Raw genomic sequence first — 26,491 nt, 5'->3', positions numbered from 1 at the left:
ACAAGGCGTTTATGTATCGCTAGAGTGGAACCTAACGTTATTAACCGGATTGTTTCCCATGCAAGCAACGCACAACGTAGTCATTATTGGCGCCGGCTTCGGCGGACTGGGCATGGCCATTCGCCTGAAAGCCCAGGGGCAGGACGACCTGCTGCTGATCGAAAAAGGACACGATGTGGGCGGCTGCTGGCGCGATAACACCTACCCCGGTGCCGCCTGCGACGTGCCCTCGCACCTGTATTCATTTTCCTTTGAACGGCATTACCCGTGGAGTCGCCGCTTCGCGCCGCAGAAAGAAATCTTTGCCTACCAGCAATACTGCGCACGCAAGTACGACCTGTATCGCCACATTCGTTTCAACACTGAAGTGGCGGAAGCCCGCTTTCTGGATGACGCCGGCCTGTGGGAAATCACCCTGACCAACGGCGAGGTGATCACCTGTCGCGCCCTGATCACCGCCACCGGCCAACTCAACCAACCGGCCTACCCGCCGCTTGCCGGCATCGAGGACTTTCAGGGGCCACACTTCCACAGCGCCCGCTGGAATCACGATGAAGACCTCACCGGCAAAACCGTGGCCGTGGTGGGCACCGGTGCCAGCGCCATTCAGTTTGTGCCGGAAGTGGCCAAGGTGGCCGGCAAGGTCAAACTGTTCCAACGCTCCGCCGCCCATGTGATTGCCAAACCCGATCGTGCCTACAAGAAAGCCGAACACTGGGTATTAAAGAAACTGCCACTGACCCAGACGCTGGATCGCATGCGCATCTATGCGGCCAATGAATCCCGGGTACTGGGCTTTACCTCCTTCCAGAAAGCCATGGCCGTTTACGAGTGGCTATTCGCCCGGCACTTGAAAAAGCAGATTAGCGATCCGGCTCTGCGTGAGAAGCTGACCCCGGACTACCCCATGGGCTGCAAACGCATCCTGATGTCCAACGATTACTATCCGGCACTGGCCCAGGCCAATACCGAAGTAATCAACTACGGCATCGATGCGGTAGACAAGCAAGGGCTCACCGACAGCAGCGGCACCCACCATAAAGTGGACGTAATTATCTACGGCACCGGCTTCAAGGCCACCGACTTCCTGACCCCGATGACCATCACCGGCCGCGATGGCGTGGACCTGAATACCGCTTGGCAGGACGGCGCAGAAGCGTATCTGGGCATCACCGTGCGCGGCTTCCCCAACCTGTTCATGCTCTATGGCCCCAACACCAACCTGGGCCATAACTCGATTATCTACATGCTGGAAAGCCAGATTCATTACGTACAACAGTGCCTGGCCGAAATGGACGAGCAAAAACTGCATTCTCTGGAAGTACGCGAAAGCGTGCAGGCGCGTTTCAACGACAACGTGCAGCGTAAAATCAGCGACACCGTGTGGGACAAGGGCTGCCACAGCTGGTACAAGACCGAAAGTGGCAAGAACACCAACAACTGGCCCGGGTTCACCTTTGACTACCGCCGCCAGACCCAGCACCTGGAACTCAGCGACTACGAGTACAAAGCCCTATGAGCCTGTTTGTTGATCGCATCAGCCGCAGCCAGTCCACCGTTCAGCAGTTGCTGGCTGGCGCCCTGCGCCAGTCCCTGGCCCTGCTGTTCAAACCCGTCGCCAACCCCCGTTTCAGCTTTGCCGCGCAACGGCGCTGGCTGGACATCATGGCCTACAGCACCCTCAAGGCCGGCGGCATCGGCAGCCATGACAAAGCCATTGCCAATGTGCCCTGCCGCCACTACCAGCCACTGCATGCGCAGAGCACCGTGCTCTACCTGCATGGCGGCGGCTACGTGGCCGGCAGCCCGGACAGCCACAAGGCAATCACCTCGCACCTGGCCAAGTTTGCCAATGCCCACGTGGTGGTGCCGGATTACCGGCTCGCCCCGGAGCACCCCTGCCCCGCCGCCATCGAAGATGCGGTGGCGGTTTATCAGGCCCTGCTGGACGACGGCGTCAGCCCCGCATCGCTGACATTAATGGGAGACTCCGCCGGAGGCGGCCTGGCCCTGGCCACACTGCAAGCCCTTAAAGCCGCCGGCACGCCGCTACCCAGCGCGACCATCCTGTTTTCCCCCTGGGTCGACCTGACACTGGGGCAGCTCTTCGACACCGACCGGGACATCATGCTCAGCCATGCCTGGCTGGATAGCGCAGCCAGTGCCTACGCCGGTGATGACACCCGCAACGCACAATGCTCTCCCCTGTTCGGCGATTTAACGGGCTTGCCTCCGATTCTGATCCAGGCCGGCGGCGATGAAATTCTGCTCAATGACAGCCATCGCCTGTGCACCGCACTGAACGAAGCCGGCACCCCGACACGGCTACAGATTCACCCCCAGCGCTGGCACGACTTCCAATTGCATGCCGGGGTACTGGCGGATTCGGATCAGGCCCTGATGACCTGTGCCCGCTTTATCCACCAACACGCGGTCCCTCAACACGAGAAAGGTGGCAACCCATGAAACGCATTCTGATTACCGGCGCCGCCAGCGGCATCGGGCTGGCCACTGCCACGCTGTTTCATAACAAAGGCTGGCAGGTGGGCCTCACCGACATCAATGAAACCGCCCTCGCCAGGCTGGCAAAAACGCTGGGTGGCAGTTGGTATCAACGGCTGGACGTCACCGATGCAGAGGCCTGCCAGCAGGCCTGCGAGGCCTTTGCCCAGGGCAAGGGTTTCGACGTACTGTTCAACTGCGCCGGCATCCTGCGCATGGGGCACTTCGAAGACATCAGCGCCGCCCAACACAAGCAGATCATCGATATCAATGTCACCGGGTTGATCAACATGACCCTGGCGGCACAATCGCATCTGCAACTGAGCACCGAGCCCGCCGTCATCAACATGAGCTCAGCGTCTGCGCTCTACGGGGTGCCGCACCTGGCCTCTTATTCCGCCAGCAAGTTTGCCGTGCGCGCGCTCACCGAAGCACTCAATATCGAGTGGGCCCGCCAGGGCATTCGGGTAGTGGATATCATGCCGCCGTTTGTGAAAACGCCGATGCTGGATGACGCTGAATTCCGCGCCCCGGTGGTGGACCGTTTGGGGGTCAATCTGACCGCCGACGACATTGCAGCCAAAGCCTGGCAGGCCGCCAATGAAAACGTCGCGGTGCATAATCCGGTCGGCGGGGTGTTCAAATTCATCAAGTTGATGGACAAGGTACTGCCCAGCGCCTCCACCAGGATGACCATGACATTTCTCAGCCGGGAATAGCCCGCGTCAGGGTTTCTCCGGCGGCCGGGGAAAACGGATTTTGACCTTACGGCGGCCCCATTCACGGGCCGCCTGCACATCCTCCCCCATATAGATATCAATCTTGCGTTTCCAGCGCCGGTGCATCTTGTCCTTCACCACCCAGACACCCGGCAAGCCCTCCACGGTAACCTCGGTATTGTGGGTCAGCCCCAGCCGGATCAGGTCGCGGGACACTGCGATGGCCTGCATTCCCGGCACCAGACGATCACCCCAGGCGGCGAGCGCATGGTCGCTGCCCGCCCCCTGCCCGTGCAGTGAGTTGTAAGCCGAAGCCGTCACCGTCAGTTCCATCATCGGCACCGCCGGGGCTTTTTCCGCCTCACAACGGGACACCAGCCCGGTCGTCCCCACCAGCACCAGGGAAAAAACCGCCGCATTCACTCGCCGTTGCAACGACACTGCTACGCTCATGGCATGACTCTCCGTACGTTGCGCTTTTCTCTTATTCTTTTTACCGGGGTGCTGATGGCCGCATGCAGCCTTTTTTCCGGCAAACAATCAGACACCACCAGTATACCTGAGCCTCTCACCCAGACTGTGCGGGAGTGGGCGCCTGATGACACCCCACGGGGCGTCATCCTGGGCTTGCACAGTTTCGGGGATTTCGGCGCCGCGTTTGAACAGCTGGGCCCCTGGTTCGCCGAGGCCGGCTATGTGTTTGTGGCCTACGATCAGGCCGGCTTTGGCGACCGGCTGGAGCAAGGCCGCTGGGCCGGTGAGAAGCAACTGGTCGATGAAGCGGTGACGCAGATCCGGCGCCTGCACCAGACCCATGCCGCCCCCCTGTTTGTGCTCGGCGAAAGCCTGGGTGGCGCCGTGGCCATACTGGCCGCCCAGCAGGAACCGGACAAGGTCGCCGGGTTGATGCTGGCCGGGCCTGCGGTGCGCGAAGGGATTCGCTTTCGTTATGGCTGGAACGCCGCCATCGCCACCGCCGCCACCCTGGCCCCCGGCTACCGCCTCACCGTTGAACGCAACGCCGATGATCCCACCCTCGCTCCAACCAGCGCTCAACGCCTGGCCGAGGATCCGCGCGTCATGCGTGAGGTTCGGATGGACGCCTACTGGGGGCTGATCAAGCTGGCGGACAGCGCCAGCGATTCGGCCAACAACCTGAACATCCCTACCCTGCTGCTGTACGGAGGCAAGGACCATTCCGTGCCGGAAGCAGGCATTCGCCACCTGCGGGCACATTTATCCGCCAACGACCGGGGGGAATACCGTTTCTATCCGAATGCGCCGCACCTGTTGCTGCAAAGCCGGCAGTGGCAGCAGGTCAGCCAGGACATTTCCCAGTGGCTTGCCATGACCCAACTGCCACAGAAAAACGCAGAAAATGGCCCCACCGGCCCCACTCCCACCTGTGAGGCCTGTTAAGCTGACGACACACAAACAGGGAAGCGGGGCAAGGACCATCATGAGCAAACGCGTACTGATCACCGGCGGCAATTCCGGCATTGGTTTCTGCACGGCAGAGCAACTGGCCGGCCGCGGCGCGGAGGTTATCCTCGCCTGCCGCGACCAGACCAAGGGGCAGGCCGCCGTCGCCAAAATCAAGAACGCCCATCCACAGGCAAAAGTGCGCCTGTTTGCCCTGGATCTGGCAGACCTTGAACAGGTACGCGATTGCGCCGCTGAGCTCTATCAGGAACTGGGCCACATTGATGTGTTGATCAACAACGCCGGCGTGGTGCCCACCCAGCAGGAGTTCACCAAAGACGGTTACGAAATGCAGTTCGGGGTAAATTACCTGGCCCCGGTGCTGTTCACGCACCTGATGTTGCCCCTGCTACAGAAAGGCACCCAGCCCCGGATTCTACACCTGGCTTCGGTGGCTCACTGGCTGGGCCGTATCAACAAGAAGACCTGGAAAGGTCGCAAGCCCTACCTGGTCATGGACGCCTACGGTCAGTCCAAGCTCGCCAACATTCTGTTCAGCAACGTACTGGCCGACCGCCTGAAAGACACCGGCATCACCAGTAATGCCCTGCATCCCGGCGGCGTGGACACGCCGATTTTCCGTCATGTGCCCAGCGCCGTCATGGCACTGATTCGCCCCACGCTCACCACCCCGGAAAAAGCCGCATCGCTTCCCGTGAGCCTGGCACTGGACGAACAGTATGCGCAGATCAGCGGAGAGTATTTCGCCAACCACAAACCGGCCCTGCGCTCCCCCCGGGCCCGCAACAACAACCTGGCCGATGAGCTGTATTACGACACCATGGCTGAATTGAATATGCCGGCATTGTGAGCAAGAGACAGCAGCAAACGACAAGCCACACGCGGCAACACGCCGGAAAGCAAGAAAGGCTCTGAAACAGCAGGGGCCGCGGCCCGAAGGTCAGAACGCGGCCTCTGCTGTTGGAGAAATGCCGCCCTCTATGGCGCTGCAGTGTACGGAGGGCAGCCTGGAGCGTGTAGCCAACCCGTCACTCCAGTGCGGCCTCCCTGACCGCCGCTTGTAGCTCGGGATAGAATCCCAGGAACCCGGCCTCCAGTGCCTGATAGCGCGGCTCAATTTCCTGGATGATGCCGGCAAAGTCATTGGCAAAGCGGATACGCCCGGCGATCACATCCAGCGCCTGCCCAACCCGCTCCAACTCCCCGTATTGGTTCAGCAGATCATGCTCAATCAGACGCTCCACCCGCTCACGCATGGGGAGATGCATCAACGGCAGGCCCGCTTGCAGATGTTGGTAATGGCGGATAATGGCGGCGTCCCGGTCATGTCCGTAGAAGGTGGCCCAGTGCTGCCACAGAAAATGATCGAACAACACGTCCAGCGCCACTCCGGCAAAACGACGCCGGCGGACCGAAAACCCACGGCGTTGCGCCATGACCCAGGGGTGGTGGTCGGTGAACCGGTCCACCAGGCGATGATTATCCAATCCCCGGCGCAGCGGCTCACTCAGCTCGCTGACCACCGCACCGCGCATAAAATCCCCCAGTACATTACCTACCTTGGAAGGCACCGACGGTTGCGCCAGGGTCAAATGGGCCAGGTAATTCACGATGCACCACGGTCCAGTCGGTAACGCAGGTTCTGACGTACGGCCAGCCATTCCTGCTCAAGAATGGAAAACACCACCGTGTCGCGGTACACCCCGTCGGCTGAACGCGTGTGGTGGCGCAGCACGCCATCCTGCTTGGCGCCCAGGCGGGCAATGGCCGTGCGTGAGGCGTGGTTATGCCAGTGGGTTCGCAACTCCACCGCAACGGCATTCAACGTTTCGAAGGCATGGCCCAGCAATAGCAGCTTGCACTCGCTATTCACCGCGCTGCGCTGAAAACGGCGGGCATACCAGGTGTGGCCGAGCTCCAGGCGCGCATTATTCTCGTCGACACGAAAAAAGCGGGTGCTACCGATCACCTTGCCGCTGGCACGGTGGCGCACCGCGAAGGGCATATCGCCCTGTGCCCGCCCTTGCAAAGCCGTATCAATATAATCCGCCACCGTTGCCGGGGCCGGCACCGTGGTATACCAGAGTCGCCACAACTCGCCATCGGCCGTAGCCTCGGCCAGATCCTCCGCATGGTTCACACACAAAGGCTCCAGCACCACATGCTCGCCTTTCAGTGTGACCGGTTTTATCCATCGCTCCATTTGCCACCCCTGTACGTCAGGCAATTCCATGCGCTCTCCTGCCGGCGCCCGTCTTGCCTGTACCCCGGCGGCGAGAGGATCAGCCCGGCGGCCAGCTGAAGGAGCGACCACCCAGCACATGCACATGCAGGTGGAACACGGTCTGGCTGGCGCCAGCGCCGTTATTCACGTTCAGGCGGAAATCCTCCAGCCCCTCCTGTCTGGCGACCTGACTGGCCACCAGCAACAGATGCCCAAGCAATGCCTGATCGGCCTCTTCAGCATCGGACAGCTTGGCAATCGGCTTCTTGGGGATCACCAGAAAATGGGTCGGCGCCTGGGGATTGATATCCCGGAAGGCCAGGCACTGGTCGTCTTCGAAGATGATATCGGCAGGAATTTCCCGGTCGATGATCTTGGAGAAAAGCGTTTCAGCCATAACTGGTCTCGGTTGGGTCAGCGAAAAAGCCACGGCGGAACCCCGTAGCCACGTCACAGGATGTGCACTTTACTGTGCAACCGGTGTGCCCCGGTTCACAGCTACTACGATAACTGCTCGTAAAATGTCCGCAGCAAGCGCTGTGCACCTTAGCGGCAGCCCAGAATAATGGCATTATAGCACCTGTCGAAACCCATCATTATCAACCGGAACAGCATGGCCACTCTTTTTGTCGAAAATTTAACCGTCGCCGATTTCTCCTACCTGCACCCCAAGCGCGGCATGGTGGGCGAATCCTGGCTAGTGGACCTGGAACTGAGCGGCGATCTGGATGATCAGGGCATGGTCTTCGACTTTGGCCACATCAAAAAGCGCATCAAGCAGATCATTGATGACAGCGTGGATCACCGTCTGCTGGTTCCCGTGGACAATGACCAGGCCACCATCGCCGAACGCGATAACGACACCAGCCTGGAATGGGTATACCGGGGTGGCACCATCCGCATGGTGGCGCCCAGCCAGAGCCTGTTGCTGATGCCCGGTCCGGAAGTGTCCAAGGCCAGCCTGACCCTGTATTTGATGGATCTGATCCAGACCGTGGTACCGGCGAATGTAGCGGAAGTGCGCGTGGTACTGCGCGAAGAAGATACCGGCACCGCGCCGTTCTATCACTATTCCCATGGCCTGAAAAAGCACGACGGCAACTGCCAGCGCATTGCCCACGGACATCGTTCCAATATTCACATCTTCGAGAATGGCCGACGCAGCCGTTACTGGGAAAAGCTCTGGGCAGACCGCTGGGAAGACATCTACCTGGGTACCGAGGAAGATCTGGAAGGCACTTACTACATCGACGAAATTCCCCACCACCGGTTCCGTTACGATGCCGAGCAGGGACATTTCGAGCTGGTGATCCCGGAAGACCATTGCTACATGGTCGATACGGACACCACTGTAGAACAGCTGGCCGCCCACATTGCTGCGCAACTGGCCGATGAAGCTCCCGGCAAGCACTTTCGGGTCCGCGCCTTCGAAGGTGTCGGCAAGGGCGCCATCGCCGAAGCCGGCGAGAACCTGCCCGGCAAGACCCACAGCAGCTGGCTCAGCGGCACCTCAGTAATCTGAGGACCAGCTGTTAGCGACTAGCCTCGAGAAAAACCCGCAAGCGGGCTTCGCCACATTCCTACAGCAGCTGCGAAGAAAGATCGGTATTGGGGAACTATCCCGGCTTTTCCTATCGAATCGAGCGTAGCTCGTAGCTCGTAGCTCGTAGCTCGTAGCTCGTAGCTCGTAGCTCGTAGCTCGTAGCTCGTAGCTCGTAGCTCGTAGCTCGTAGCTCGTAGCTTGTAGCTTGTAGCTCGTAGCTCGTAGCTCGTAGCTTGTAGCTTGTAGCTATTCCTCCGCCAGAATTCGCTCCGCCTCTTCCTGAATCAGCCGCCGCAGCCAACGGTGTGCCACGTTGTGGTGCAACAGCGAGGACCAGGCCATTTTCAGCTCGAACTCGGGGATATCGAACGGCGGCTGCTTGATCAGCAAGCGCTCATTCTGGGCCTGCATGCGCGCCACCCGGCTTGGTAGCGTGGCCACCAGGTCGTTATTCATGGCCAGCAGGGCCGGCATTTGATAGTGGCGAGTAAAGATACTGATCTTGCGGCTCTTGCCCAACTGTTCCAGGGCATGGTCAATCCACCCCAGCCCGCCGAGCTTTTCCGGATTCATGCCGAATCCCACGCCAAAACCGGTTTTTGATACCCAGATATGTTGGGCGGACAAATAGCTGTCCAGATCAAAGCCTTCGGCAATGGGGTTATCCCGGTTGAGCAAGCAGGAAAAGGAGTCTTTCCAGAGGCTTACCTGGTGAAATGAGCCCGGAATTTCGTTAAAGCGATTCACCGCCATATCCACCCGGCCCTGCTCCATGTCCTGGTAGCTCACATCCGACGGGGTCAGGAAATCCAGCACCACATTGGGGGCCTCGGCGCGCAGGCGACGAACAATATGGGGCACCAGAGTCGCTTCCGCATAATCACTGGTCATGATCCGAAACACCCGGCGACTGTCCGCCGGCTGGAACACGTCCTCAGGGGTGAACAATTGCTCCGCCTGGGACAGAATTTGCCGCACCAAGGGCCGCAACTCCTGTGCGCGTTCCGTCGCCGTCATGCCGTCACTGGTACGAATCAACAACGGATCACCAAATAACTCGCGCAACCGTTTCAGCGAATTACTCATCGCCGGCTGGGTAATCCCCAGTTGCTCCGCCGCTCGGGTCACATTCTGCTCACGCAGAAGCACATCCAGATACTTGAGCAGATTCAGATCTGCCGCACCAATATTCATTTTATGAATAGCCACTCATGCCCACATCAACAGGATCAATTCTAGCACTGCCTGATCCTCACTGGCACCGTGCACCAGATCACAGGGTCATGACGATTCTCTGTGTAAAAAAAACTTTTACGCATTTGAGTGTTAACCGTGTCTCTATTTCGCCATTACTGGCATGTTGCCAGTATCGCCTGGAGGCAAAAAAATGCGTAAGGTCTGAAGCTTGTGTCCAGATAACAGCACAGCCTGCTCTGTTGTCATAGGCCGGCAAGCCTTTCTCGCCAGCCCCATGTAAGCAGGCGTGATTCAGAGGTTACTATGACAAGCAACGCAACCACGCGAACCGAGAAGTTCGTGGTTCGTTTTCCCTGCGGTATGCGAAACGAGGTCGCAGAAGCGGCCAATCACAGCCATCGCAGCATGAACGCGGAAATTATTGCCCGGCTGGAACATAGCCTGAAGAACTGGCCGCATACCCTGCCCCACGGCGAAGCAGCGGTGCCGCAAGGCAACGAAGAAGCCTTCCTGCTGGAACGCTTTCGCCAACTCCCCCAGGCGAAACAACAGGCACTGTTAGCGCTTTTGGATTAGATTAATTCTGCCGGGCTAACCACAACTGCCCTTTTGTCCTTACAATACACCGCTGGCCACGTGCCCATTATCGAAATGACAGTACTTTGCACTATGATGTAGTGCATGCTGCTCACGCACGCAGTCACCGATTCATGGACTGAAAGGAGCCTTTACGGCCGTGACCGCAAACCAGAACCATACCCCACTGCCAACCGGCAACGATATTACGTTACCGTGGCACCTGCGCCTGCCCAAACCGCTGGAAAAGGATTTTCGCCTCTATTTCCGGGCAAGCGTGGCCAAAGTCATGCCCTGGGCGCTGGCACTGGTGGCGTTCCTGATTGTCTCCGCCATGTTTATCGAGTCACGAATTTCTCCCGACGTTCTCAACCTTTCCTGGCGCCCGCGGCTTTTCACCTTGATGCTCACCGGCGGCTGTCTGGTATTAATCCGCAAGCCCCAATGGCGCAACTGGCTTCATGAAGCCACGCTGATACTGGCATTCGCCATTGCCCTTACCGGCAATTATCTAGGGGCCATTGTCGAGCACCCCCTAGCCTACACCTTCTTCTTCCACACCCCTCTGGCCATCCTGATGATCTGCATCCTGATACGGGTGCCATTCTACTCCGCACTGGTTAGTTCAGTGATCATGATTGGCTGCATGGTTTTCAGCCTGCAGCTCAGTTCCGGCCGCCATCCCTTTGAACCATCCACACTGGTACTAGTATCACTGGCCTTTGCGAGCATGAGCCTGTTTGGCCAGTACGTGTACGAACGACTGTTGCGACAGCACTTCCTCTCCGAACATGTACTGTTCCAGCACAGAAACGAATTACACTCCGCCAATCTGGTACTGGAAAACCAGGCCACCGTCGACGGCATGACCGGCTGTATCAACCGCCGGGGAATGGAAAGCCGCCTGAGCCACCTCTATCACAAGCTGAATCAGAACAACCCGGATGCGCCTGAGCGTATCACCCTGATGTTGTTCGACATCGATTTTTTCAAACAGTACAACGATACCTATGGCCACCCGGCCGGCGATGAGTGCCTGAAAAAAGTGGCCGGTGTCCCTCTGGGAATGGTGCAAAGCGATACCGATTTCGTGGCTCGCTACGGTGGCGAGGAATTTGTCATTACCCTGACTGACTCCAGCTTCAACGATGCGCTGGTTTTCGCCGAGCGCATGCGTAACCGGGTCGAGCAGCTGGGCCTTCCCCACAGCGGTTCCCGGGTCAGCCAGGTGGTGACCATCAGTGTCGGGGTCGCCTGTTCGGACGGTACCGCCGCAGACGGCGCGCAGCTATTGAAAATGGCCGATGAAGCACTCTATCAAGCAAAAGGCGCCGGGCGAAACCGGGTAGCAATGATGAGCAACCAAGGCGTAGTGGAGATGCTGAATTAGTGGATAGTTGAATTAACTATGGCATCCCCGTCCCCGTGCCATTAACGGCTGTTGGCGAACAGAAAGAGGCCGCGCTCGATGAGCGCGGCCTCTTTCGTTAGCAGTCCGTCGGGCGGACACTCAAGCGGCAAGCCCTTCTGCCGGACCGAAGAACTCATAATGGATGTCGGCATCATCCACACCTTTTTCCTGCAGTACGCCATACAGCGCTTTCAGCATGGGCACCGGACCGCAGAAGTAATACTCCGCGCGACGCTCGCCCACCAGTTTATCCAGCAGTGCACGATCGAGGAAACCAGTACTATCAAAACCACCCTGCGCTTTATCCAGGGCTGACGGCTCACTGTAACGAACATGACAATGCAGATTGTCATGGGTATCCGCCAGCTTCTGCAGTTCCGAGGCAAAAGGCCGAACCGCTCCATTCAGGGCACACTGAATAAGGATCACTTCACGCCCCTGTTGGCGAGCCAGCGCCCCATGCAGCATGGAAAGCAGCGGCGTAATTCCCACACCGCCAGCCACCAGCACCAACGGAACGCCGTCACCGGCGGCATCGGCCAGGGTAAAGTCTCCACAGGGCGGCGCCACCTCCAGCACATCGCCTTCCTGAATATGCTCATGAATATAACCAGAGCACACACCATGGTGGGCTTCGTCAGCTGTTGCCAGCTCCCGTTTCACACTGATTCGATAATGGCTGTCACCCGGTGCACAAGACAGGCTGTAGTTGCGCATTACCGGCTGTCCACCCGGTGGCGTCACCCGCACGGTAATGTACTGGCCGGGCTGGTGCGGCTGCAGCGCCTCACCGTCCTGACGAGCAAGGTACAGGGAAACGATGTTCTTACTTTCCTTTTCGCGGCGGGCAACGACCAAGGGCTTGAAACCCTGCCAGCCAAACACATCCTGCTGATGCTGGTATAGCACCCCCTCACGGCCAATAAAAATGTCCGCCAACGCCCCGTAAGCCGCCGCCCAAGCGTCAATGACCTCCGACGTTTCATCAACTCCAAGCACTTCCTGAATAGAAGCCAGCAGGTTTGCGCCAACAATAGGATAGTGCTGCGGCTGGATGCCCAGGGAAACGTGCTTCTGGGCAATCAACTCCACCGCATCCGCCAGTGCCGCCGGGTTATCCACGTGCTGTGCATAGGCACAAATAGCCCCTGCCAGAGCGCGCTGCTGGGTTCCAGCCTGCTGATGGGCCGGATTAAAAAAGGGCCGCACCTCCGGATTCTCCCGGAACATACGTGCGTAGAAATGCCGGGTGAGTGCCTCACCGTTTTCCTGAAGTACAGGAACGGTTTGTTTAATAACGGTCAGTTGATTCTGGGTAAGCACGGCGTGACTCCTGTTAGCGACCATTAATAGGTATTTTACATGCCTCTTTTAAATAGGCATATTAGATACTCATTTTATGCGGGTCAAGCCATGCAACTCACAACACATACGGATTACGCCCTGCGGGCCCTAATCTATCTCACCCTACGGCGTAACGAGCACCCGGCCACTGTCCAGGAAATCGCCGATGCGTATCACATCTCCAACAACCACGTGGCCAAGGTCGCACAGACACTGGTGCAGTTGGGTTATGTGCAAAGTTTGAGAGGGCGAGGAGGCGGTCTGGTGATGGCGAAATCTGCAAAAGAGATCAATGTGGGGGCGCTGGTGCGGCAAACAGAAAACCTCAAACTGCTGGACTGTTTTGGCACGGAATCGTCATGCCCGATAGATCCCGCCTGCAAACTGAAGCAGGCACTGGGACAAGCGCAGACAGCTTTTCTGCAGGCGCTGGATCAATACACCCTGGCAGACTTGACTGGTAACACTGATGAGCTTCGAATCCTGCTAAAACAAGCTTAAGTCAGGGCGCGCAAGGCGCCCTGTCGCCATTATTTACTGGCTCTTTTTTCCCGTCGTTTCTCTTTCAGGGTTTTTTGCGGCTTTTTCTTCACTTTTTCCTTACTCATAACGCTTTCCTTTCAAACAGGCTTCATATTTTCCGTCTTGTCTTACGGTAAAACATGCAAGGCATGACCCTCCCTCTTTATTGGAAACACTCATTTTTCTGCTGTTTTGTTCACCTTCAGCAACAGATATCGGTGCCCATGACCAAGGAAATTCACATTGACCACTGCTCCAGGCAAGGCTCCCAGCAAAGCAGCGCCCAATGGAGAAAGCACAGAAATATCCTTGTCCCCCAGAGATCGCTTTCCCGCTTCTGCCAAAGTGAAGGACATCTGCTCTTCATCTTCAAAACTGAACAAGGAAACACGATCGCCCACCGCTGCCGCAGCAAGCTCACGCTCCACTCCACGCAACATTTCTATTTTCTCCATCACGATCATCAGCCGGACCGGCGACAGGAAAAACAGGGGATTTTTTGCTAAATAGCGTTTTCCATAGCCATAGCGACACAACGACAAACGCTCCATAAGCGCAGCCATAACCGTTCACCAGATTGATATAAAAAAGGGATATCGAACGATGTCGACAACGGGAAATAAGCCGGACGGGTTCCGCCCGGCTTAAACCGGAAAGGTGGGGAGAAAATCCATCCAGAGGGAGAAAAGATAAAACACAGCAGCGTTCCTACATTGATACTGAAGCGGTCATAGAGGCAACCATAGCCGGAATAATAAATTTAGCAAGTATCCGGAAGGATGCGCGGTTCTCTCATTCTTCAGAATGATCAACCCGGCGATTCTTCTCGAAAACCGGTCATGGGAAAATACTCATACACGCCATGAGTTTTTCACCACATTCGGGGCTCACTTCGGTTCATCGCGGATCGGGGGGGGGGGTACGTCAAGCATCCGGCGTCGAGCGCTTGGCAAAATGCCGGGTATTCGCGATAACCAATCAGACGGTGAGTAGCGTGTTATTCACTCCAATCCGCGAAGAACCTTATTTTCTACCACTCCGACTGGTTCGCCAGTGTGGTATGCAGCACAGAGAATGCGCTCTCCAGTGGCGCACTTTTTCTGGCGCGGGAATACACCAGAAACACTGGATAACTGAACTCCGGAGCGTCGGCTTCGCGAATCAGTGCCCCGTTTTCGAGATAGGGCTGAGCAACACGGGTTCGGAAATAACCACTACCGCCATTGGCCACCAGGTATTGAATCGCCAACGGCCCTAAATCCATGGTCAGCCCGGCACGGGCTTTTTCCGGCAGCGCCGCATCGTGCTGCTGGCGAAAATGCGCGCCCCAATCCACATAGACATAGGGCTCCGCCGTGTGAGGGGTGCGAACCAGAATCAGCTTTTCTTCCAGCAACTGCTCCACCTGCATGCCAGGCCAGTAATCCGGTTGGTGAACCAACACCGCATCCAGCACCCCCTGCTCCAGGCGCTCGTGCAAAGATCGAGGCTCCCCCACCTCAATACGCAAAGCCACGTCCGGCAATACATCGCGCAACGCCGATAGCCAGTTAAGTAGCAGCGGGTTCCACAGGCTGATCTCCGCCCCCAATGTCAGCACGGATTCAGCCCCCTGCGGCAATGGCAGCTCCCGACGGGCCGCCTCCCAGGTCTGAACCAGCTGGCTGGCATGACTAGCAAACCGCTCTCCGTGATCCGTCAGCGTCGCCCCGCTACGGTTACGCACAAACAGCCGGCAACCCAGCTGCCCTTCCAGGTTTTGCACCCGCGCCGTCACGGTAGTCTGAGTAATGTGTAGCCGGTCCGCCGCCGCCATGAAACTGCCAGTACGGACGATTTCCAGAAAGGTACGGGCCAGATCGATATCCAATGGGGGCTCCTCATACAGGTTCAAACCTGACTTATATCAACATCTTCGATATTAAACTCTCTTATATTTCATTATTGCCTATAAAAAGGAGTCTTCATACTCACTGTCATGGTAATAACCGGAGCGCCCCATTCCATGACGCCCCCGCAAACGGCAACCCCCTTTTCCGAACCCCAGTGGCAGCAGGTTCAACAATTACTTGGCTTACTGGATGAACGTCAGGCCCTCTGGCTCAGTGGCTATTTGGCTGCTGGCGCGCCTGCGCAAGTGGCCGCCCCACAGGCTGCGCCCAGCCCGGGCAATTCCGTACTGATCGCCTACGGCGGAGAAACCGGTAACGGCGAAAGCATCGCCCGCGCCTTGGCCGAACAGGCTCGCCAGCAAGGCATTAGCGTGGACGTGGAAGATCTGGCCAAACTGCGGGTGCGACAACTCAGCAAACGCAAACACCTGTTGCTTATCTGCAGTACCCACGGCGATGGAGATCCTCCCGAACCGGTGGTGCCTTTTTATGACGCTATCATGGCCGACAGTGCACCGCGGCTGGAGGGTCTGCAGTTCTCTGTACTGGCACTGGGCGACAGCAGCTACGAGCACTTTTGTGTCACCGGCCAACAGCTGGATGAGCGACTCGAAGCGTTGGGCGGCACTCGCTTGCACCCACGTCAGGAATGCGATGTGGACTTTGACGAGCCCGCCGCCCGCTGGGGTAAAGCGGTTCGCGAACGGTTGCCCCGTAGCGATCAGCGCGAGGGCTCACCGACGATGCCAGCGGTGTCCACCGACACCACCCCGGCGTACAGCAAAAAACATCCGCTCAGTGTCGAGGTGCTGGAAAACCTAAATTTAAGCCATCCGCAGCGGACCTCGCCGATCCACCATCTGGAGTTGGCACTGGAAACCCCGGATTTCACCCTTACCCCCGGGGATGCGGTTGGGGTACTCGCCGATAACCCACCGGCATTGGTCGCCGCCGTATTGGATGCCTGCCATCTATCCGGCGAGGCCCCGGTTACCCTTCAGGGCGAATCCATGCCATTAGTGCAAGCGCTCCGCCAGCATCAGGACCTGACCATTCCCAGCACCCGCTTTTTGGAACAGTGGGCACAGCTGAGTGATAGCCCGATTCTGAAACAGCAACTGGATGCTCCCAGCAAGGACCAGCGGCAATATCTGAAAACCGTCCAGGTACTGGATCTGCTACGCCAGGCGCCCGCCACACCAGACGCACAAGCCCTGGTCGATGCCCTGCGCCCGCTGCAGCCGCGCTTGTACGATGTGGCCAACAGCCTGGATTACATCGACGATGAGCTGCACCTGAACGTGAAAGCGTATCGCTACGGCATCGCCGACCGACAGGAAAACGGCATTGCCTCCCAATACCTGCTCACCCTGGAACCCGGTGACAACGTGCGTATTTACCCGCACCGTAACGCCCGCTTCCATTTGCCTGACGACCCAACAACCCCGGTCATCCTGATTGCCGAAGGCACCGGCATTGCCCCCTACCGCGCCTTTGTTCAAACGCTGGCTCAGACCCGTCCGCAGCAACCCTGCTGGCTGGTGTTTGCCGAACAACAGTTTGAGCAGGACTTCCTTTATCAAACCGAATTCCAGCAAGCCCGGCAGGATGGCGTGCTAGATAAAGTCGATACCGTTTTCTATCAAGACGAGCCGAACAAGGCACTGGCCAGCCCGCTACTGGAGCAGGCTAAGCGCCTGCAAGAGTGGATCGAATCCGGTGCCCATCTGTATTTCTGTGGCGACAAGCAACGCCTTACCGACTGTGAAAAATCCCTGTCCACGCTGTTTGACGCGGACACATGGAAACAGCTGGGTAAAGACAAACGCTTGCACCGAAACCTGTATTAACTGCGAGGCAGAGCATGACTGACCGAAGCTGCGATTTGAGCCAGGACATCAGCGAGCTGCACGCCAACGAGCAGCTCAAAGCCAACAGCCAATATCTGCGTGGCACCATTTCCGAAAGTCTGGAAAACGCCATCACCGGAGCCGTCTCCGGTGACGACTCCCTGTTGATGAAATTCCATGGCATTTATCAGCAAGACGACCGCGACCTGCGCGCTGGCCGAGCCCGCCGCAAGCTGGAGCCCAATTACCAGTTCATGGTGCGCATGCGTATTCCCGGCGGCACCCTAAGCAAAGCCCAATGGCAAGGCATCGATCGCCTGTCGCGGCGCTTTGCCGATCGCGGCATTCGCATTACCACGCGGCAAACGATTCAGCTCCATGGCATCCGCAAACCGTATTTACGGGCGCTGATGCAAGGCATCCGCGATCTGGGGTTGGACACCATTGCCGCCTGCGGCGATGACAGCCGTGGAGTGGTGTGTGGCAGTAACCCGTCGCAATCCACCATCCATCAGCAAGTTGCCAATCTGGCCCGGGAAACCAGCCAGCGATTGATTCCCAAAACCGGGGCCTACCCGCAAATCTGGTATCAGGAAGATCGCCCGGTCAAGGCCGACGAAGACCCGCAATACGGGCCGCTCTACCTGCCCCGAAAATTTAAGGTGGGCTACGTGATTCCGCCCATCAATGACATTGATGTGTATGGCCAGGATCTGGGACTGATTGCCATCGTGGAAAACGGCGCACTGCAAGGCTTCAATATCTGTGTCGGTGGCGGCATGGGGCAACTGGATACCCGTGCAGACAGCTACCCCCGCGCCGCCGAAGTGCTCGGTTTCATTCCCCCGGATGAAGCCCCGGCCTTTGCAGAAACCGTCATGGCCATTCAGCGAGACTTCGGTGACCGCAAAGATCGCCATCGAGCTCGCTTCAAATACACCCTCGACCGGCTGGGCAATGACTGGTTCTTGCAGGAACTTGCCAAACGGCGCGGCGAACCGCTGGCCCCGTCACGCCCCTTCACGCTGACCCAAAACGGTGATGCACTGGGGTGGCAGCAAGGTGATGACGGCCTGTGGACCGCGACACTGCATATTGAAAATGGCCGAGTCGACGGTGCCCTGCGTGATCAACTGGAAGGATTTTTCCAACAGTACGGTGGCCGCATCCGCATGACCACCAACCAGAACCTGCAACTGACCCACGTGGAAGAACACGAACGGGAACAGATCGGCTGGCGGCTGGATGACTTGGGACTAAGCCACCGACTCAAACCCGATCTGCAAGCGGCGCACACACTCAGCTGCGTAGCCTTTCCCACCTGCGGCCTGGCCATGGCCGAAGCGGAACGTTACATGCCTGACCTGCTGGATCTGTTTAACCGCCTCAAACACCAGTACGGCCTCAGCCAAGTACCGATAACCTTGCGCGTCACCGGTTGCCCAAACGGCTGTGCTCGCCCCTATCTGGCAGAAATCGCCCTCACTGGGCGCGCTCCGGGTCTCTACAACTTGTACCTGGGCGGCAGTTTTAATGGCGACAGGCTCAACCGTCTGTACGCCAGTAACGTCAACGAAAGCCGTTTCATTGATCTGATCGCTCCGTTATTCGAAGCCTTTGCGGAGCAAAGAGAACGTGACGAATCGTTCGGTGACTTCCTGATAAGAAGCCAGCGACTCGACTCTGAACACGACAACAGCCCACTCAATAACAACTCGGCAGATGCGCAACCCGTTGCCATCCAGCCCCATTGAATCAGGAGTCACCATGTCGGATTACCTGTTTATCCAAAGCCAGGACCCGTTCACAGAGGCCCGCACCGAACACCAGTTTGCCCTCGCCGGCCAACTCTACGATGCCGGCCATAACGTGCGCCTGCTGCTGGTACAAAACGGGGTAACCCCGGCCCGCAAAGGCGCACGCAGCGAGCATTTCGACAAGCTGTTGAAATGGGGCGTGCCAATCATGGCCGACGACTTTTCTCTGCAACAACGGCAAATGCGGGATCAGGACCTGAAGGACAACATTGCCAGCAGCAGTCTCGACACCGTTATCGACGCCCTGCTCGACGGCGAAAAAGTTATCTGGAATTAAGCCATTGGAGTCATCATGAGTGATAGCAAAACACTGACCTTTGCGTTTATGGATCCACCGTTCGAGAGTGAGCGCACGGTAACGTTTTTTCGGCTGCTGGACGCCGCCCTGGAAAAAAACGCCAACGTTCGCGTGTTTGCCTACGAAGGCGCTGTAGCACTGTCTTTTTCCAAACAGGCCCCCCATGGCAACGCCGTACACGGCCACAACTGTGAAGAAGAAGCCCACCCGTTGAGCAAAGACTGGGTCGCCGCCTTGCAACAAAAAGCCACTGACAAAGGGCTGACCTTCGAGTGGATTAACTGCGGACTGTGTGTAGACGAACGTGGCGTCAACGAAGTGATCGACGGCTGCGGGCGAGGCGGCCCACCGGACTTATGGCGCTACGCCAACGAGGCCTTCAACACTCTCACCATCGGCACGAGGTAAGCCATGAAAGCCCTACAAGTTATTGATCAGGCATTTCGTACCACTACCGAAGAGCAGGACGACACCATTCTCTGGCTCACCCAATCCATGCGCGGGGCCGGTGGTCATCTAACCGTTCTACTCAGCGGCCATGGCGTGTATTACGCCACTCAGCAACAAACACAACCGATCTTGAAGGTTGCCGGCTGGGCACAAACCCAACCCGCTAACCTGCCTCGGGATTTGAGCAACTTGCTGGAAAGCGGTGTACCTGTTTATGCCGTTACCGAAGACCTGGAAGAGCGCGGTCTGGATCGTCGAGCCCTGTTAAACGGCATAAAAGCCGTTAGCCGCCAGGGTCTGGTTAACCTGTATGAAAGCGTAGATCAGATCTGGCAATGGTGATTCTTCCTCAGCCATTACGCACCCCGCTACTGCATACTCTGGGCTGCGAACTGCCCATCATGCTGGCAGGCATGGGTGGCGTATCCCGCCATCAACTGGTGGCGGCGGTAAACCAGTCGGGTGGTTTCGGCGTACTGGGCATGGTCCGCGAACCCGTGGAGCGCATTCGCAAGGAAGTGGAGGCGCTACGCGCCATCAACGATGGCCCTTTTGCCGTTAACCTGATTCCCGCCGCCACCGAACGACGCCTGCTGATGGATCAAATTGCCACTTGCCTGGCACTACAGGTAGACGCATTTGTGTTCTTCTGGGATGTAGATACCGGCCTGGTGCAATACCTGAAACAAGAAGGCAAGCAGGTGATCTGTCAGGTAGGCAACCAGCATGATGCCGACCTGGCCCAATCCGCCGGAGCCGATGTATTGATCGTGCAAGGGCACGAAGCCGGTGGTCATGTTCGAGGCACCACTGCCACCTTGTCATTACTCCCACAGGTAGTCGCCAATAGCGACGTACCGGTGGTGGCCTCCGGCGGTATTGCCAGCGGCGACGCCATGCTGGCGGCTTTCTCCATGGGCGCGCAGGGCGTCAGCCTCGGCAGCGCCTTTCTTGCCACCCATGAAGCCAATGCGCACTCACACCATAAACAACGCGTGATTGATGCTCACGCCGAAGACACCGTCTACACCGCCCGCTTTTCTCGTAACTGGCATGAAGCGGCACCGGTCCGCCTGCTCAGCAACGCTGTCACTCGGGGTGATTACGATCACGCCGACCCGGATACCTGTATCGGTGAACAGGACGGCCAACCGGTTTACCTATTCTCCACCGATTCACCGTTGGCGGGCGCCCAGGGGAAACTCGACGACATGGCACTGTTCTGTGGACAATCGTGCAGCCAGATACACGCAGTCACCAGTGTTCAGCAGCGCATCGATTCCCTGCTCAACGAAGTACAGATTCGCATTGCCAAACTGTGCAGGGATTCACGCTGACCGGAGCCCCCATGTCACCACCGATCAAGCCAGAAACACCGCAACGGGAACGGATTCGTCCGCTGCCAAGCCTTCTTGTGCTTATCGTGGTTACCGCATCACTGTGGGGCTTCGTCTATATACTGGCCAAACATGTCCACCCTCACGGCTCCAGTGTCTGTCCACAGCAATGTCAGTCCAGCGAGCAACACCGCAGCAAAACCTGATACCGTTATTTCAGAAACAGAACACACGCTATCCGATCAGGGAGATCAGACATGTCTTCTCAGGAGTTCCACATTCGCTGCAAGCGCGCCTACGAAAACCCGTCATCCAATGATGGCTACCGGCTGCTCATTGACAGACTGTGGCCGCGGGGTCTCAGTAAAGAAGATCTGAAAATCGACGAATGGAACAAGGAACTCGCACCGTCAGATGACTTGCGAAAAGGGTTCGGTCACGACCCCAAAAAATGGGCCGCTTTTTATCAGAAATATCACCATGAATTACGCGAAAAAATGCCGAAAGAAACACGACAGGCGTTACAGAAAAAAGCGAATAATGGCGGCCTTACGCTGGTCTACGGCGCTAAAGACGAAGCACACAACAATGCTGTCGCGCTGAAGATGTATCTGCAGGATTCGTCAAATTCGTAAAGAAAAATTAACGCGTGCAGATACAGCCTCGACTGTTTTAACAGGATAATTACTTCATCGGCGGCACCACGGTGACCGGGTCCAGCTTGACCTCGAACCAGTTCAGACGCCAATCAAGGTGTGGCCCGGTTGCACGGCCAGAAGCACCCACCTTCGCCACGCGGTCACCCTGCTTCACCGTCTGCCCGTCTTTCACCAGCACCTCGCTAAGGTGGATCATGGTGGATGACACCCCATAACCGTGGTCCATGATCAGGGTACCGCCAGAGTAATAGTTATTTTGCTGCACCAGCGTCACCACCGCATCCGCTGGCGCCACGACCACCGTGCCCGTGGGCCGGGCCACATCCACGCCATAGTGCGGCCGGCCAGGCTTGCCGTTATAGACTCGCTGACTGCCATACACGCCACTGATACGCCCGGTAAGCGGCCACTGAAAATCGCTGAGAAAGGCCATCAGGTCGGAATTCGTATCCCGCGCAGTCTTGATTTCGGCCACTTCTCGGCGAATGCGTTTCAGCACCGCTTCCGGCGGCGGCTCGACCGTGCGCTTGGGCACGCCCTCAATACGCTGAATCGCATACTCACGCTTTTCCAGCGTCACCGGCACCGATTGCTGTTCACCGTTTTTTTCCAGCACCAGTGTCTGTTGCAGATCGGCGTCACGCCCTACACCCACAACGAAAAAACCCGCATCGGTGGTGCGCACTGCCCGGTCGCCCAGCTTGACGGCCACCCCATTTTCCACCTGCCCACGCAACAAGGAACCCTGGGTACGCGGCCCTTCCAACGACAGCAACCAATCGCTGGCCATGGACAACGAAGACAACAGGCAAAGCAGGACAACAAAAGGAATACGCACAGGAAACCTCAAAGACGAATGGGGCAATGGTTCTGCAGGAGCAACGCGCCTGCAGAAGAACCGTCACAAAAACGCGCTGCCATCTTCCACATCCAGCTGCACCGGGTCCAGGTGCTTCTCACCGTACTGGCGCCACACCCGTGAGCGGATGAACAGTTGGTAGAGGTCCGGGTCCAGATGGTCGTTGTTGCGCATGCGCTGCATGATGCCCAGCGCTTCGCTGAGTTTGAGCGGCGTTTTATAGGGGCGCTCCTTGGCGGTAAGCGCTTCGAACACATCGGCGATAGCCATGATCCGTGCAGGAATCGACATCTGATCACGGGTGAGGCCAAGCGGGAAACCCGTGCCATCCATTTTCTCATGGTGGCCACCGGCGTATTCCGGCACCCGCTGCAATTTACGCGGAAATGGCAAGGAACCCAGCATGTCCAGGGTCACATCCATATGGCCATTAATGATCTGTCGCTCCTCAGGCGTCAGCGTGCCACGAGGGATGCACAGGTTGTACACCTCGTCATCGCTGAGCAGTGGTTTTTCCTGCCCCCAGGCGTCCGTCCAGGTACGCGCCGCAATGTCCTTTACCCGCTGCTGATCCACCGCCGCCATGGCCTCTCCGCCACGGTTAATCCGCTCCAGAAAGGCCAACTCTTCTTTCAGGGCGCCAATGTCCTCTTCCATGCGTTGCCGGCAGACCGGCTCATCAGCGGGATTAAGCAGACAGGCTTTTTCATAAGCAAACTGAATCTCCGCCCGCAGCGTCGCAAAGCGGCTGGCCACTTCATCAATCCGGTCGTGCAATGTGTGCAGCTTGGTGGACTTGTCCAACACCGAATCCGGGGTCGCCAGCTTGCCGCAGTCATGCAGCCAGGCGGCCACGTGCAGCTCGTACCAGCCTTCTTCATCCAGCGAAAAATCCGGGAACAACGCCTGATCATCACAGGTGGCCTGGGCCAGCATTTCGGTGATGACCGGCACCCGCTGACAATGGGCGCTGGTGTGAGGGCTTTTCGCATCAATGGCCTGGGCCAGCACCTTGATAAACGCGTCCAGCAAGTCCTTGAGTTCCTGCACCTGGCTGAGATTGCTCAGGGCAATGCCGCCGTAGGTCAGCAGGGACTGGAAAATCAGGTGTCCATGCTCACCCAGACGTTGCAGGTTGCGGGGCACCGGTTTGTCGTAAGCCAGTTGCAGCACACCGGTGACCAGGCCTTCGTGGTTGTACAGCGGCCAGAGCTGGAGCCCTTTGGCCTGCGGGGCCAGTGCCGCCAGCAACGCCTTATCCACCTCATTGAGGGGTGTTTGCGTCAATGCCACGGTGAGGGGCTCACCGGCGGCGAAACACTGCTCCACAATACCCCCGGCGCCATCAGCCTCATCCGCTAATGGCCGGAACCACTGCGGTGCCTCCTTGACGGCATCGCTTTCACCGGCCCCATCGCGACACAGGCAGTTCAGCCCGGCCCGGGGGCGGCCATCGGTATACAGCCATACCCAGCCCGTATCTGCATGGCACAGGTAGAGCACTTCCTTGAGCAGCGCATCAAGCAGACGGGGTACATCCTTCTGCTCACTCAGATGCTGCGCTACCCGCAACAGCCTGGGCAACTGCGCGTTGTCTGCCATCTGTTGCGTCTGTGAGGGTGTCATCATGGGCTATCCCGCTCCATCGGGTTCATCCTTGGGCTCTCATTGTCAGCTATCCCTGCATCCCCGCCCCAAGCATAGGCGGGCGCCCGGAAACAGGCAAAATTCTGTGCCATACGTCGGTTAATCCACGACAGGCGTACTAAAGGCCGCAAAATCGCACCCCGAAAGGCGCTTAACCGCCCCCGCACCTTGAAGCGGGGGGCCTGATTGCCTACCATCTGCCGGTTCTGAGCCAATCACCTGGATCCCTTGTCTCATGAGTGTGAGCTATCAACTGCCCGATGGGGCAAGCATGGAGTTTGAGCAGCCGGCCTCCGCCTTCGAGATCGCCGGACGTATCAGCAAAAAACTCGCCAAACAGGCCCTGGCCGCCAAGGCCAACGGCAACCTGATCGACGTCTATCTGCCCATCGACGACGGCGCCACGGTGGAAATCATCACCCGGGAGACCGACGAGGCCCTGGAGCTGATTCGCCACGATGCCGCCCATGTCATGGCCGAAGCCGTACAGGAGCTGTTCCCGGATACCCAGGTGACCATTGGCCCGACCATTACCAACGGCTTCTATTATGACTTCCACCGGGACACCCCGTTCACACCGGATGACCTGAAAACCATTGAAAAGCGCATGCAGGACATTGTGCGCCGCAATGAGGAAATTCGGCGTGAAGTCTGGGATCGCGATGAAGCCGTGGCGTTTTTCCTGGAGAAAGGCGAGGAATTCAAGGCCGAAATCATCCGCGAGCTGCCCGCCGACCAGGAAGTGAGCCTCTACCGCCAGGGCGAGTTCATCGACCTGTGCCGGGGTCCGCACCTGCCCAGCACCAGCAAGCTGGGCGACGGTTTCAAGCTGATGAAAGTCGCCGGGGCCTACTGGCGTGGCGATGCCAACAACGCCCAGCTACAACGCATTTACGGCACCGCCTGGCGCGACAAGAAAGAATTGAATGCCCACCTCAAACAGATTGAGGAAGCGGAAAAGCGTGATCACCGTAAACTTGCCAGGGAAATGGGCCTGTTCCATATCCAGCAGGAAGCGGTGGGCAGCATGTTCTGGCACCCGAAGGGCTGGCGCATGCGCCAGAACCTGGAAAACTATATCCGCGGCAAGATGGAAAAAGGCGGCTATCAGGAAGTCTCCACCCCGCAGATGATGGACCGCATCCTCTGGGAACAGTCCGGCCACTGGGACAAGTACGGCGAAGACATGTTCACCGTCTGCACCCACGACCACAAAGAAATGGCCGTGAAGCCGATGAACTGCCCGGGCCACGTGCAGATTTTCAAGCAAGGCATCACCAGCTACCGGGACCTGCCCATTCGTCTGGGCGAATTCACCACCCTGTTCCGTAACGAAGCCCATGGCGCCCTGCACGGCCTGATGCGTGCCCGTTCGTTCAGCCAGGACGACGCCCACATCTTCTGTACCGAAGAGCAGATCAACGAAGAAACCGCCGGTTTCATCAAGATGCTGCGCGAAGTCTACGAAGACTTCGGCTTCGACAGCTTCCGCATCAAGTTTTCCGATCGCCCGGATAACCGTGCCGGCTCCGACGAAACCTGGGACAAGGCCGAAGGCGCGCTGCGCTCTGCGGTGGAATCCCTGGGGCTGGAATGCGAACTGAACCCGGGCGAAGGCGCTTTCTATGGCCCGAAACTGGAATTCGTACTGCGTGACGCCATCGGCCGTGATTGGCAGTGCGGCACCCTGCAGGTGGACTTTGTGCTGCCTGATCGTCTGGATGCGGAATACGTGGCCGAAGACGGCTCCCGCCAGCGTCCGGTGATGCTGCACCGCGCGGTGCTGGGTTCCCTGGAGCGCTTCCTGGGTATCCTGATCGAATCCACCGCCGGCCACCTGCCCCTGTGGCTGGCGCCGCGCCCGGTGGCGATCTGTACCATTACCAACTCCGCCGACGAGTACGCCACCGCCGTGCAGCAGAAACTGGTTGCCGCCGGGGTACCGGCGGAGCTGGATATTCGCAACGAGAAGATCGGTTTCAAGGTCCGCGAACACTCCCGCGCCAAGACCCCGCGCATCTGGGTCATCGGCGAACAGGAAGCCCAGCAGAACCAGGTGGCCATTCGCACCCTGGGCTCCCAGGCTACCGAGACCATGGATCTGGACGAAGCCGTCGCGGCCCTGGCCGCAGCGACTCGTTTGCCGATTTAAGAGACGCCACACGCCGGCACGCATCACGCCACACGCAAAATCTGCCGCG

At 58.1% G+C, this 26,491-nt stretch carries 28 protein-coding genes; 18 read left to right on the top strand and 10 right to left on the bottom strand.

The annotated features are described in order from the left end of the window. Window positions 1-58 precede the first annotated feature (58 nt). From F1529_RS04395 to F1529_RS04385, 3 genes are read left to right on the top strand one after another with little or no spacing between them, the layout of a single operon-like run. Window positions 59-1,519 (top strand): NAD(P)/FAD-dependent oxidoreductase, encoded by a 1,461-nt coding sequence (locus tag F1529_RS04395; protein WP_007150296.1) that lies wholly within the window; start codon window positions 59-61, stop codon window positions 1,517-1,519. Further along, entirely contained in the window at window positions 1,516-2,466 is a 951-nt protein-coding gene (locus F1529_RS04390; protein WP_155132395.1) for an alpha/beta hydrolase, read from the top strand. The genes F1529_RS04395 and F1529_RS04390 overlap by 4 nt, the downstream gene beginning before the upstream one ends. Next, complete coding sequence (locus F1529_RS04385; RefSeq protein ID WP_155132393.1) at window positions 2,463-3,221, top strand: SDR family oxidoreductase; 759 nt, start codon at window positions 2,463-2,465, stop codon at window positions 3,219-3,221. The genes F1529_RS04390 and F1529_RS04385 overlap by 4 nt, the downstream gene beginning before the upstream one ends. A gap of 6 nt (window positions 3,222-3,227) precedes the next feature. Here the strand turns inward: F1529_RS04385 and F1529_RS04380 are convergent, their stop codons facing one another. Then, the gene (locus F1529_RS04380; protein WP_039926365.1) at window positions 3,228-3,674 is read right to left on the bottom strand and encodes a 3D domain-containing protein; all 447 of its coding nucleotides are present in this window, start codon (window positions 3,672-3,674) and stop codon (window positions 3,228-3,230) included. Between the two features lie 54 nt (window positions 3,675-3,728). Here F1529_RS04380 and F1529_RS04375 point away from each other — a divergent pair, with 54 nt between their 5' ends. Beyond that, entirely contained in the window at window positions 3,729-4,640 is a 912-nt protein-coding gene (locus F1529_RS04375; protein WP_230457705.1) for an alpha/beta fold hydrolase, read from the top strand. 40 nt (window positions 4,641-4,680) lie between these two features. Next, window positions 4,681-5,514: an SDR family oxidoreductase gene (locus F1529_RS04370; protein WP_155132389.1), complete on the top strand. Its 834-nt coding sequence runs from the start codon at window positions 4,681-4,683 to the stop codon at window positions 5,512-5,514. 178 nt (window positions 5,515-5,692) lie between these two features. On the opposite strand, the gene F1529_RS04365 is transcribed toward F1529_RS04370, so the two are convergent. The 3 genes from F1529_RS04365 to F1529_RS04355 are packed head-to-tail and all read right to left on the bottom strand — an operon-like array spanning window position 5,693 to window position 7,285. Beyond that, window positions 5,693-6,274, bottom strand: a complete 582-nt coding sequence (locus F1529_RS04365) for an ACP phosphodiesterase (protein WP_370456954.1) — start codon at window positions 6,272-6,274, stop codon at window positions 5,693-5,695. After that, window positions 6,271-6,897 carry a GNAT family N-acetyltransferase gene (locus F1529_RS04360; RefSeq protein WP_230457704.1) on the bottom strand — a complete coding sequence of 209 codons (627 nt, stop codon included), beginning with the start codon at window positions 6,895-6,897 and terminating at the stop codon, window positions 6,271-6,273. Before F1529_RS04360 ends, F1529_RS04365 begins: the two co-directional genes overlap by 4 nt. A gap of 49 nt (window positions 6,898-6,946) precedes the next feature. After that, the gene (locus tag F1529_RS04355) at window positions 6,947-7,285 is read right to left on the bottom strand and encodes a histidine triad nucleotide-binding protein (RefSeq protein WP_007151572.1); all 339 of its coding nucleotides are present in this window, start codon (window positions 7,283-7,285) and stop codon (window positions 6,947-6,949) included. A 216-nt stretch (window positions 7,286-7,501) separates the two neighbouring features. Here F1529_RS04355 and F1529_RS04350 point away from each other — a divergent pair, with 216 nt between their 5' ends. Continuing rightward, window positions 7,502-8,410, top strand: coding sequence for a 6-carboxytetrahydropterin synthase (locus F1529_RS04350; protein WP_007151130.1), 909 nt, complete (start codon window positions 7,502-7,504; stop codon window positions 8,408-8,410). A 267-nt stretch (window positions 8,411-8,677) separates the two neighbouring features. On the opposite strand, the gene F1529_RS04345 is transcribed toward F1529_RS04350, so the two are convergent. Then, on the bottom strand, window positions 8,678-9,625 hold the full coding sequence (locus F1529_RS04345; RefSeq protein ID WP_007150028.1) for a LysR family transcriptional regulator: 948 nt from the start codon (window positions 9,623-9,625) through the stop codon (window positions 8,678-8,680). Between the two features lie 306 nt (window positions 9,626-9,931). On the opposite strand from F1529_RS04345, the gene F1529_RS04340 reads away from it, so the two are divergent. Continuing rightward, the gene (locus F1529_RS04340) at window positions 9,932-10,204 is read left to right on the top strand and encodes an Arc family DNA-binding protein (RefSeq protein WP_155132385.1); all 273 of its coding nucleotides are present in this window, start codon (window positions 9,932-9,934) and stop codon (window positions 10,202-10,204) included. A gap of 160 nt (window positions 10,205-10,364) precedes the next feature. Continuing rightward, the gene (locus F1529_RS04335) at window positions 10,365-11,594 is read left to right on the top strand and encodes a diguanylate cyclase (RefSeq protein WP_290517857.1); all 1,230 of its coding nucleotides are present in this window, start codon (window positions 10,365-10,367) and stop codon (window positions 11,592-11,594) included. A gap of 120 nt (window positions 11,595-11,714) precedes the next feature. Here F1529_RS04335 and hmpA read toward each other — a convergent pair whose 3' ends face one another. Beyond that, on the bottom strand, window positions 11,715-12,938 hold the full coding sequence (gene hmpA / locus F1529_RS04330; protein ID WP_370456953.1) for an NO-inducible flavohemoprotein: 1,224 nt from the start codon (window positions 12,936-12,938) through the stop codon (window positions 11,715-11,717). A 90-nt stretch (window positions 12,939-13,028) separates the two neighbouring features. Here hmpA and F1529_RS04325 point away from each other — a divergent pair, with 90 nt between their 5' ends. After that, window positions 13,029-13,460: an Rrf2 family transcriptional regulator gene (locus tag F1529_RS04325; RefSeq protein ID WP_155132379.1), complete on the top strand. Its 432-nt coding sequence runs from the start codon at window positions 13,029-13,031 to the stop codon at window positions 13,458-13,460. A gap of 197 nt (window positions 13,461-13,657) precedes the next feature. On the opposite strand, the gene F1529_RS04320 is transcribed toward F1529_RS04325, so the two are convergent. Together F1529_RS04320 and F1529_RS04315 are read right to left on the bottom strand one after the other, a co-directional pair. Next, entirely contained in the window at window positions 13,658-14,044 is a 387-nt protein-coding gene (locus tag F1529_RS04320) for a GreA/GreB family elongation factor (RefSeq protein WP_007148972.1), read from the bottom strand. A gap of 467 nt (window positions 14,045-14,511) precedes the next feature. Then, entirely contained in the window at window positions 14,512-15,351 is an 840-nt protein-coding gene (locus F1529_RS04315) for a LysR family transcriptional regulator (RefSeq protein WP_155132377.1), read from the bottom strand. A gap of 135 nt (window positions 15,352-15,486) precedes the next feature. On the opposite strand from F1529_RS04315, the gene F1529_RS04310 reads away from it, so the two are divergent. Genes F1529_RS04310 through F1529_RS04275 form a run of 8 tightly spaced genes read left to right on the top strand, consistent with a single transcriptional unit; the run spans window position 15,487 to window position 21,760 of the window. Next, window positions 15,487-17,223 carry a sulfite reductase flavoprotein subunit alpha gene (locus F1529_RS04310; protein WP_196220368.1) on the top strand — a complete coding sequence of 579 codons (1,737 nt, stop codon included), beginning with the start codon at window positions 15,487-15,489 and terminating at the stop codon, window positions 17,221-17,223. A gap of 14 nt (window positions 17,224-17,237) precedes the next feature. Next, window positions 17,238-18,977: an NADPH-dependent assimilatory sulfite reductase hemoprotein subunit gene (locus F1529_RS04305; RefSeq protein ID WP_155132373.1), complete on the top strand. Its 1,740-nt coding sequence runs from the start codon at window positions 17,238-17,240 to the stop codon at window positions 18,975-18,977. A gap of 13 nt (window positions 18,978-18,990) precedes the next feature. Next, window positions 18,991-19,317, top strand: coding sequence for a DsrE family protein (locus F1529_RS04300; RefSeq protein ID WP_155132371.1), 327 nt, complete (start codon window positions 18,991-18,993; stop codon window positions 19,315-19,317). A 15-nt stretch (window positions 19,318-19,332) separates the two neighbouring features. Beyond that, a complete protein-coding gene (locus tag F1529_RS04295; RefSeq protein ID WP_155132369.1) occupies window positions 19,333-19,746 on the top strand; it encodes a DsrE/DsrF/TusD sulfur relay family protein in 414 nt (137 codons plus the stop codon). Between the two features lie 3 nt (window positions 19,747-19,749). Then, window positions 19,750-20,130, top strand: coding sequence for a DsrE family protein (locus F1529_RS04290; protein WP_155132367.1), 381 nt, complete (start codon window positions 19,750-19,752; stop codon window positions 20,128-20,130). Continuing rightward, complete coding sequence (locus tag F1529_RS04285) at window positions 20,124-21,125, top strand: nitronate monooxygenase family protein (protein WP_155132365.1); 1,002 nt, start codon at window positions 20,124-20,126, stop codon at window positions 21,123-21,125. Before F1529_RS04290 ends, F1529_RS04285 begins: the two co-directional genes overlap by 7 nt. 11 nt (window positions 21,126-21,136) lie before the next feature. Beyond that, complete coding sequence (locus tag F1529_RS04280) at window positions 21,137-21,331, top strand: hypothetical protein (protein WP_155132363.1); 195 nt, start codon at window positions 21,137-21,139, stop codon at window positions 21,329-21,331. A gap of 51 nt (window positions 21,332-21,382) precedes the next feature. Beyond that, complete coding sequence (locus F1529_RS04275; protein WP_155132361.1) at window positions 21,383-21,760, top strand: DUF488 domain-containing protein; 378 nt, start codon at window positions 21,383-21,385, stop codon at window positions 21,758-21,760. A 49-nt stretch (window positions 21,761-21,809) separates the two neighbouring features. Here the strand turns inward: F1529_RS04275 and F1529_RS04270 are convergent, their stop codons facing one another. Together F1529_RS04270 and F1529_RS04265 are read right to left on the bottom strand one after the other, a co-directional pair. Further along, on the bottom strand, window positions 21,810-22,622 hold the full coding sequence (locus F1529_RS04270) for a M23 family metallopeptidase (protein ID WP_370456952.1): 813 nt from the start codon (window positions 22,620-22,622) through the stop codon (window positions 21,810-21,812). Window positions 22,623-22,685: 63 nt separating this feature from the next. Beyond that, window positions 22,686-24,272, bottom strand: a complete 1,587-nt coding sequence (locus F1529_RS04265) for an HD domain-containing phosphohydrolase (RefSeq protein ID WP_155132359.1) — start codon at window positions 24,270-24,272, stop codon at window positions 22,686-22,688. A gap of 253 nt (window positions 24,273-24,525) precedes the next feature. On the opposite strand from F1529_RS04265, the gene thrS reads away from it, so the two are divergent. Further along, complete coding sequence (thrS, locus tag F1529_RS04260; RefSeq protein WP_155132357.1) at window positions 24,526-26,442, top strand: threonine--tRNA ligase; 1,917 nt, start codon at window positions 24,526-24,528, stop codon at window positions 26,440-26,442. The last annotated feature ends 49 nt before the right edge of the window (window positions 26,443-26,491 follow it).

This window comes from Alcanivorax sp. VBW004, assembly GCF_009718865.1.
Lineage (GTDB): Bacteria > Pseudomonadota > Gammaproteobacteria > Pseudomonadales > Alcanivoracaceae > Alcanivorax.
Note: the sequence above shows the minus strand (reverse complement) of the source record. Positions and strands in the feature narration are given on the sequence as shown.

Coding starts and splice junctions, on each gene's coding strand:
- F1529_RS04395 (WP_007150296.1), top strand. CDS start 59: ATGCAAGCAACGCACAACGTAGTCATTATTGGCGCCGGCTTCGGCGGA.
- F1529_RS04275 (WP_155132361.1), top strand. CDS start 21,383: ATGTCTTCTCAGGAGTTCCACATTCGCTGCAAGCGCGCCTACGAAAAC.
- F1529_RS04355 (WP_007151572.1), bottom strand. CDS start 7,285: ATGGCTGAAACGCTTTTCTCCAAGATCATCGACCGGGAAATTCCTGCC.
- F1529_RS04285 (WP_155132365.1), top strand. CDS start 20,124: ATGGTGATTCTTCCTCAGCCATTACGCACCCCGCTACTGCATACTCTG.
- thrS (WP_155132357.1), top strand. CDS start 24,526: ATGAGTGTGAGCTATCAACTGCCCGATGGGGCAAGCATGGAGTTTGAG.
- F1529_RS04390 (WP_155132395.1), top strand. CDS start 1,516: ATGAGCCTGTTTGTTGATCGCATCAGCCGCAGCCAGTCCACCGTTCAG.
- F1529_RS04350 (WP_007151130.1), top strand. CDS start 7,502: ATGGCCACTCTTTTTGTCGAAAATTTAACCGTCGCCGATTTCTCCTAC.
- F1529_RS04320 (WP_007148972.1), bottom strand. CDS start 14,044: ATGGCTGCGCTTATGGAGCGTTTGTCGTTGTGTCGCTATGGCTATGGA.
- F1529_RS04370 (WP_155132389.1), top strand. CDS start 4,681: ATGAGCAAACGCGTACTGATCACCGGCGGCAATTCCGGCATTGGTTTC.
- F1529_RS04290 (WP_155132367.1), top strand. CDS start 19,750: ATGAAAGCCCTACAAGTTATTGATCAGGCATTTCGTACCACTACCGAA.
- F1529_RS04340 (WP_155132385.1), top strand. CDS start 9,932: ATGACAAGCAACGCAACCACGCGAACCGAGAAGTTCGTGGTTCGTTTT.
- F1529_RS04345 (WP_007150028.1), bottom strand. CDS start 9,625: ATGAATATTGGTGCGGCAGATCTGAATCTGCTCAAGTATCTGGATGTG.
- F1529_RS04280 (WP_155132363.1), top strand. CDS start 21,137: ATGTCACCACCGATCAAGCCAGAAACACCGCAACGGGAACGGATTCGT.
- F1529_RS04375 (WP_230457705.1), top strand. CDS start 3,729: ATGGCCGCATGCAGCCTTTTTTCCGGCAAACAATCAGACACCACCAGT.
- F1529_RS04300 (WP_155132371.1), top strand. CDS start 18,991: ATGTCGGATTACCTGTTTATCCAAAGCCAGGACCCGTTCACAGAGGCC.
- F1529_RS04265 (WP_155132359.1), bottom strand. CDS start 24,272: ATGATGACACCCTCACAGACGCAACAGATGGCAGACAACGCGCAGTTG.
- F1529_RS04360 (WP_230457704.1), bottom strand. CDS start 6,897: ATGGAATTGCCTGACGTACAGGGGTGGCAAATGGAGCGATGGATAAAA.
- F1529_RS04385 (WP_155132393.1), top strand. CDS start 2,463: ATGAAACGCATTCTGATTACCGGCGCCGCCAGCGGCATCGGGCTGGCC.
- F1529_RS04310 (WP_196220368.1), top strand. CDS start 15,487: ATGACGCCCCCGCAAACGGCAACCCCCTTTTCCGAACCCCAGTGGCAG.
- F1529_RS04380 (WP_039926365.1), bottom strand. CDS start 3,674: ATGAGCGTAGCAGTGTCGTTGCAACGGCGAGTGAATGCGGCGGTTTTT.
- F1529_RS04295 (WP_155132369.1), top strand. CDS start 19,333: ATGAGTGATAGCAAAACACTGACCTTTGCGTTTATGGATCCACCGTTC.
- F1529_RS04325 (WP_155132379.1), top strand. CDS start 13,029: ATGCAACTCACAACACATACGGATTACGCCCTGCGGGCCCTAATCTAT.
- F1529_RS04305 (WP_155132373.1), top strand. CDS start 17,238: ATGACTGACCGAAGCTGCGATTTGAGCCAGGACATCAGCGAGCTGCAC.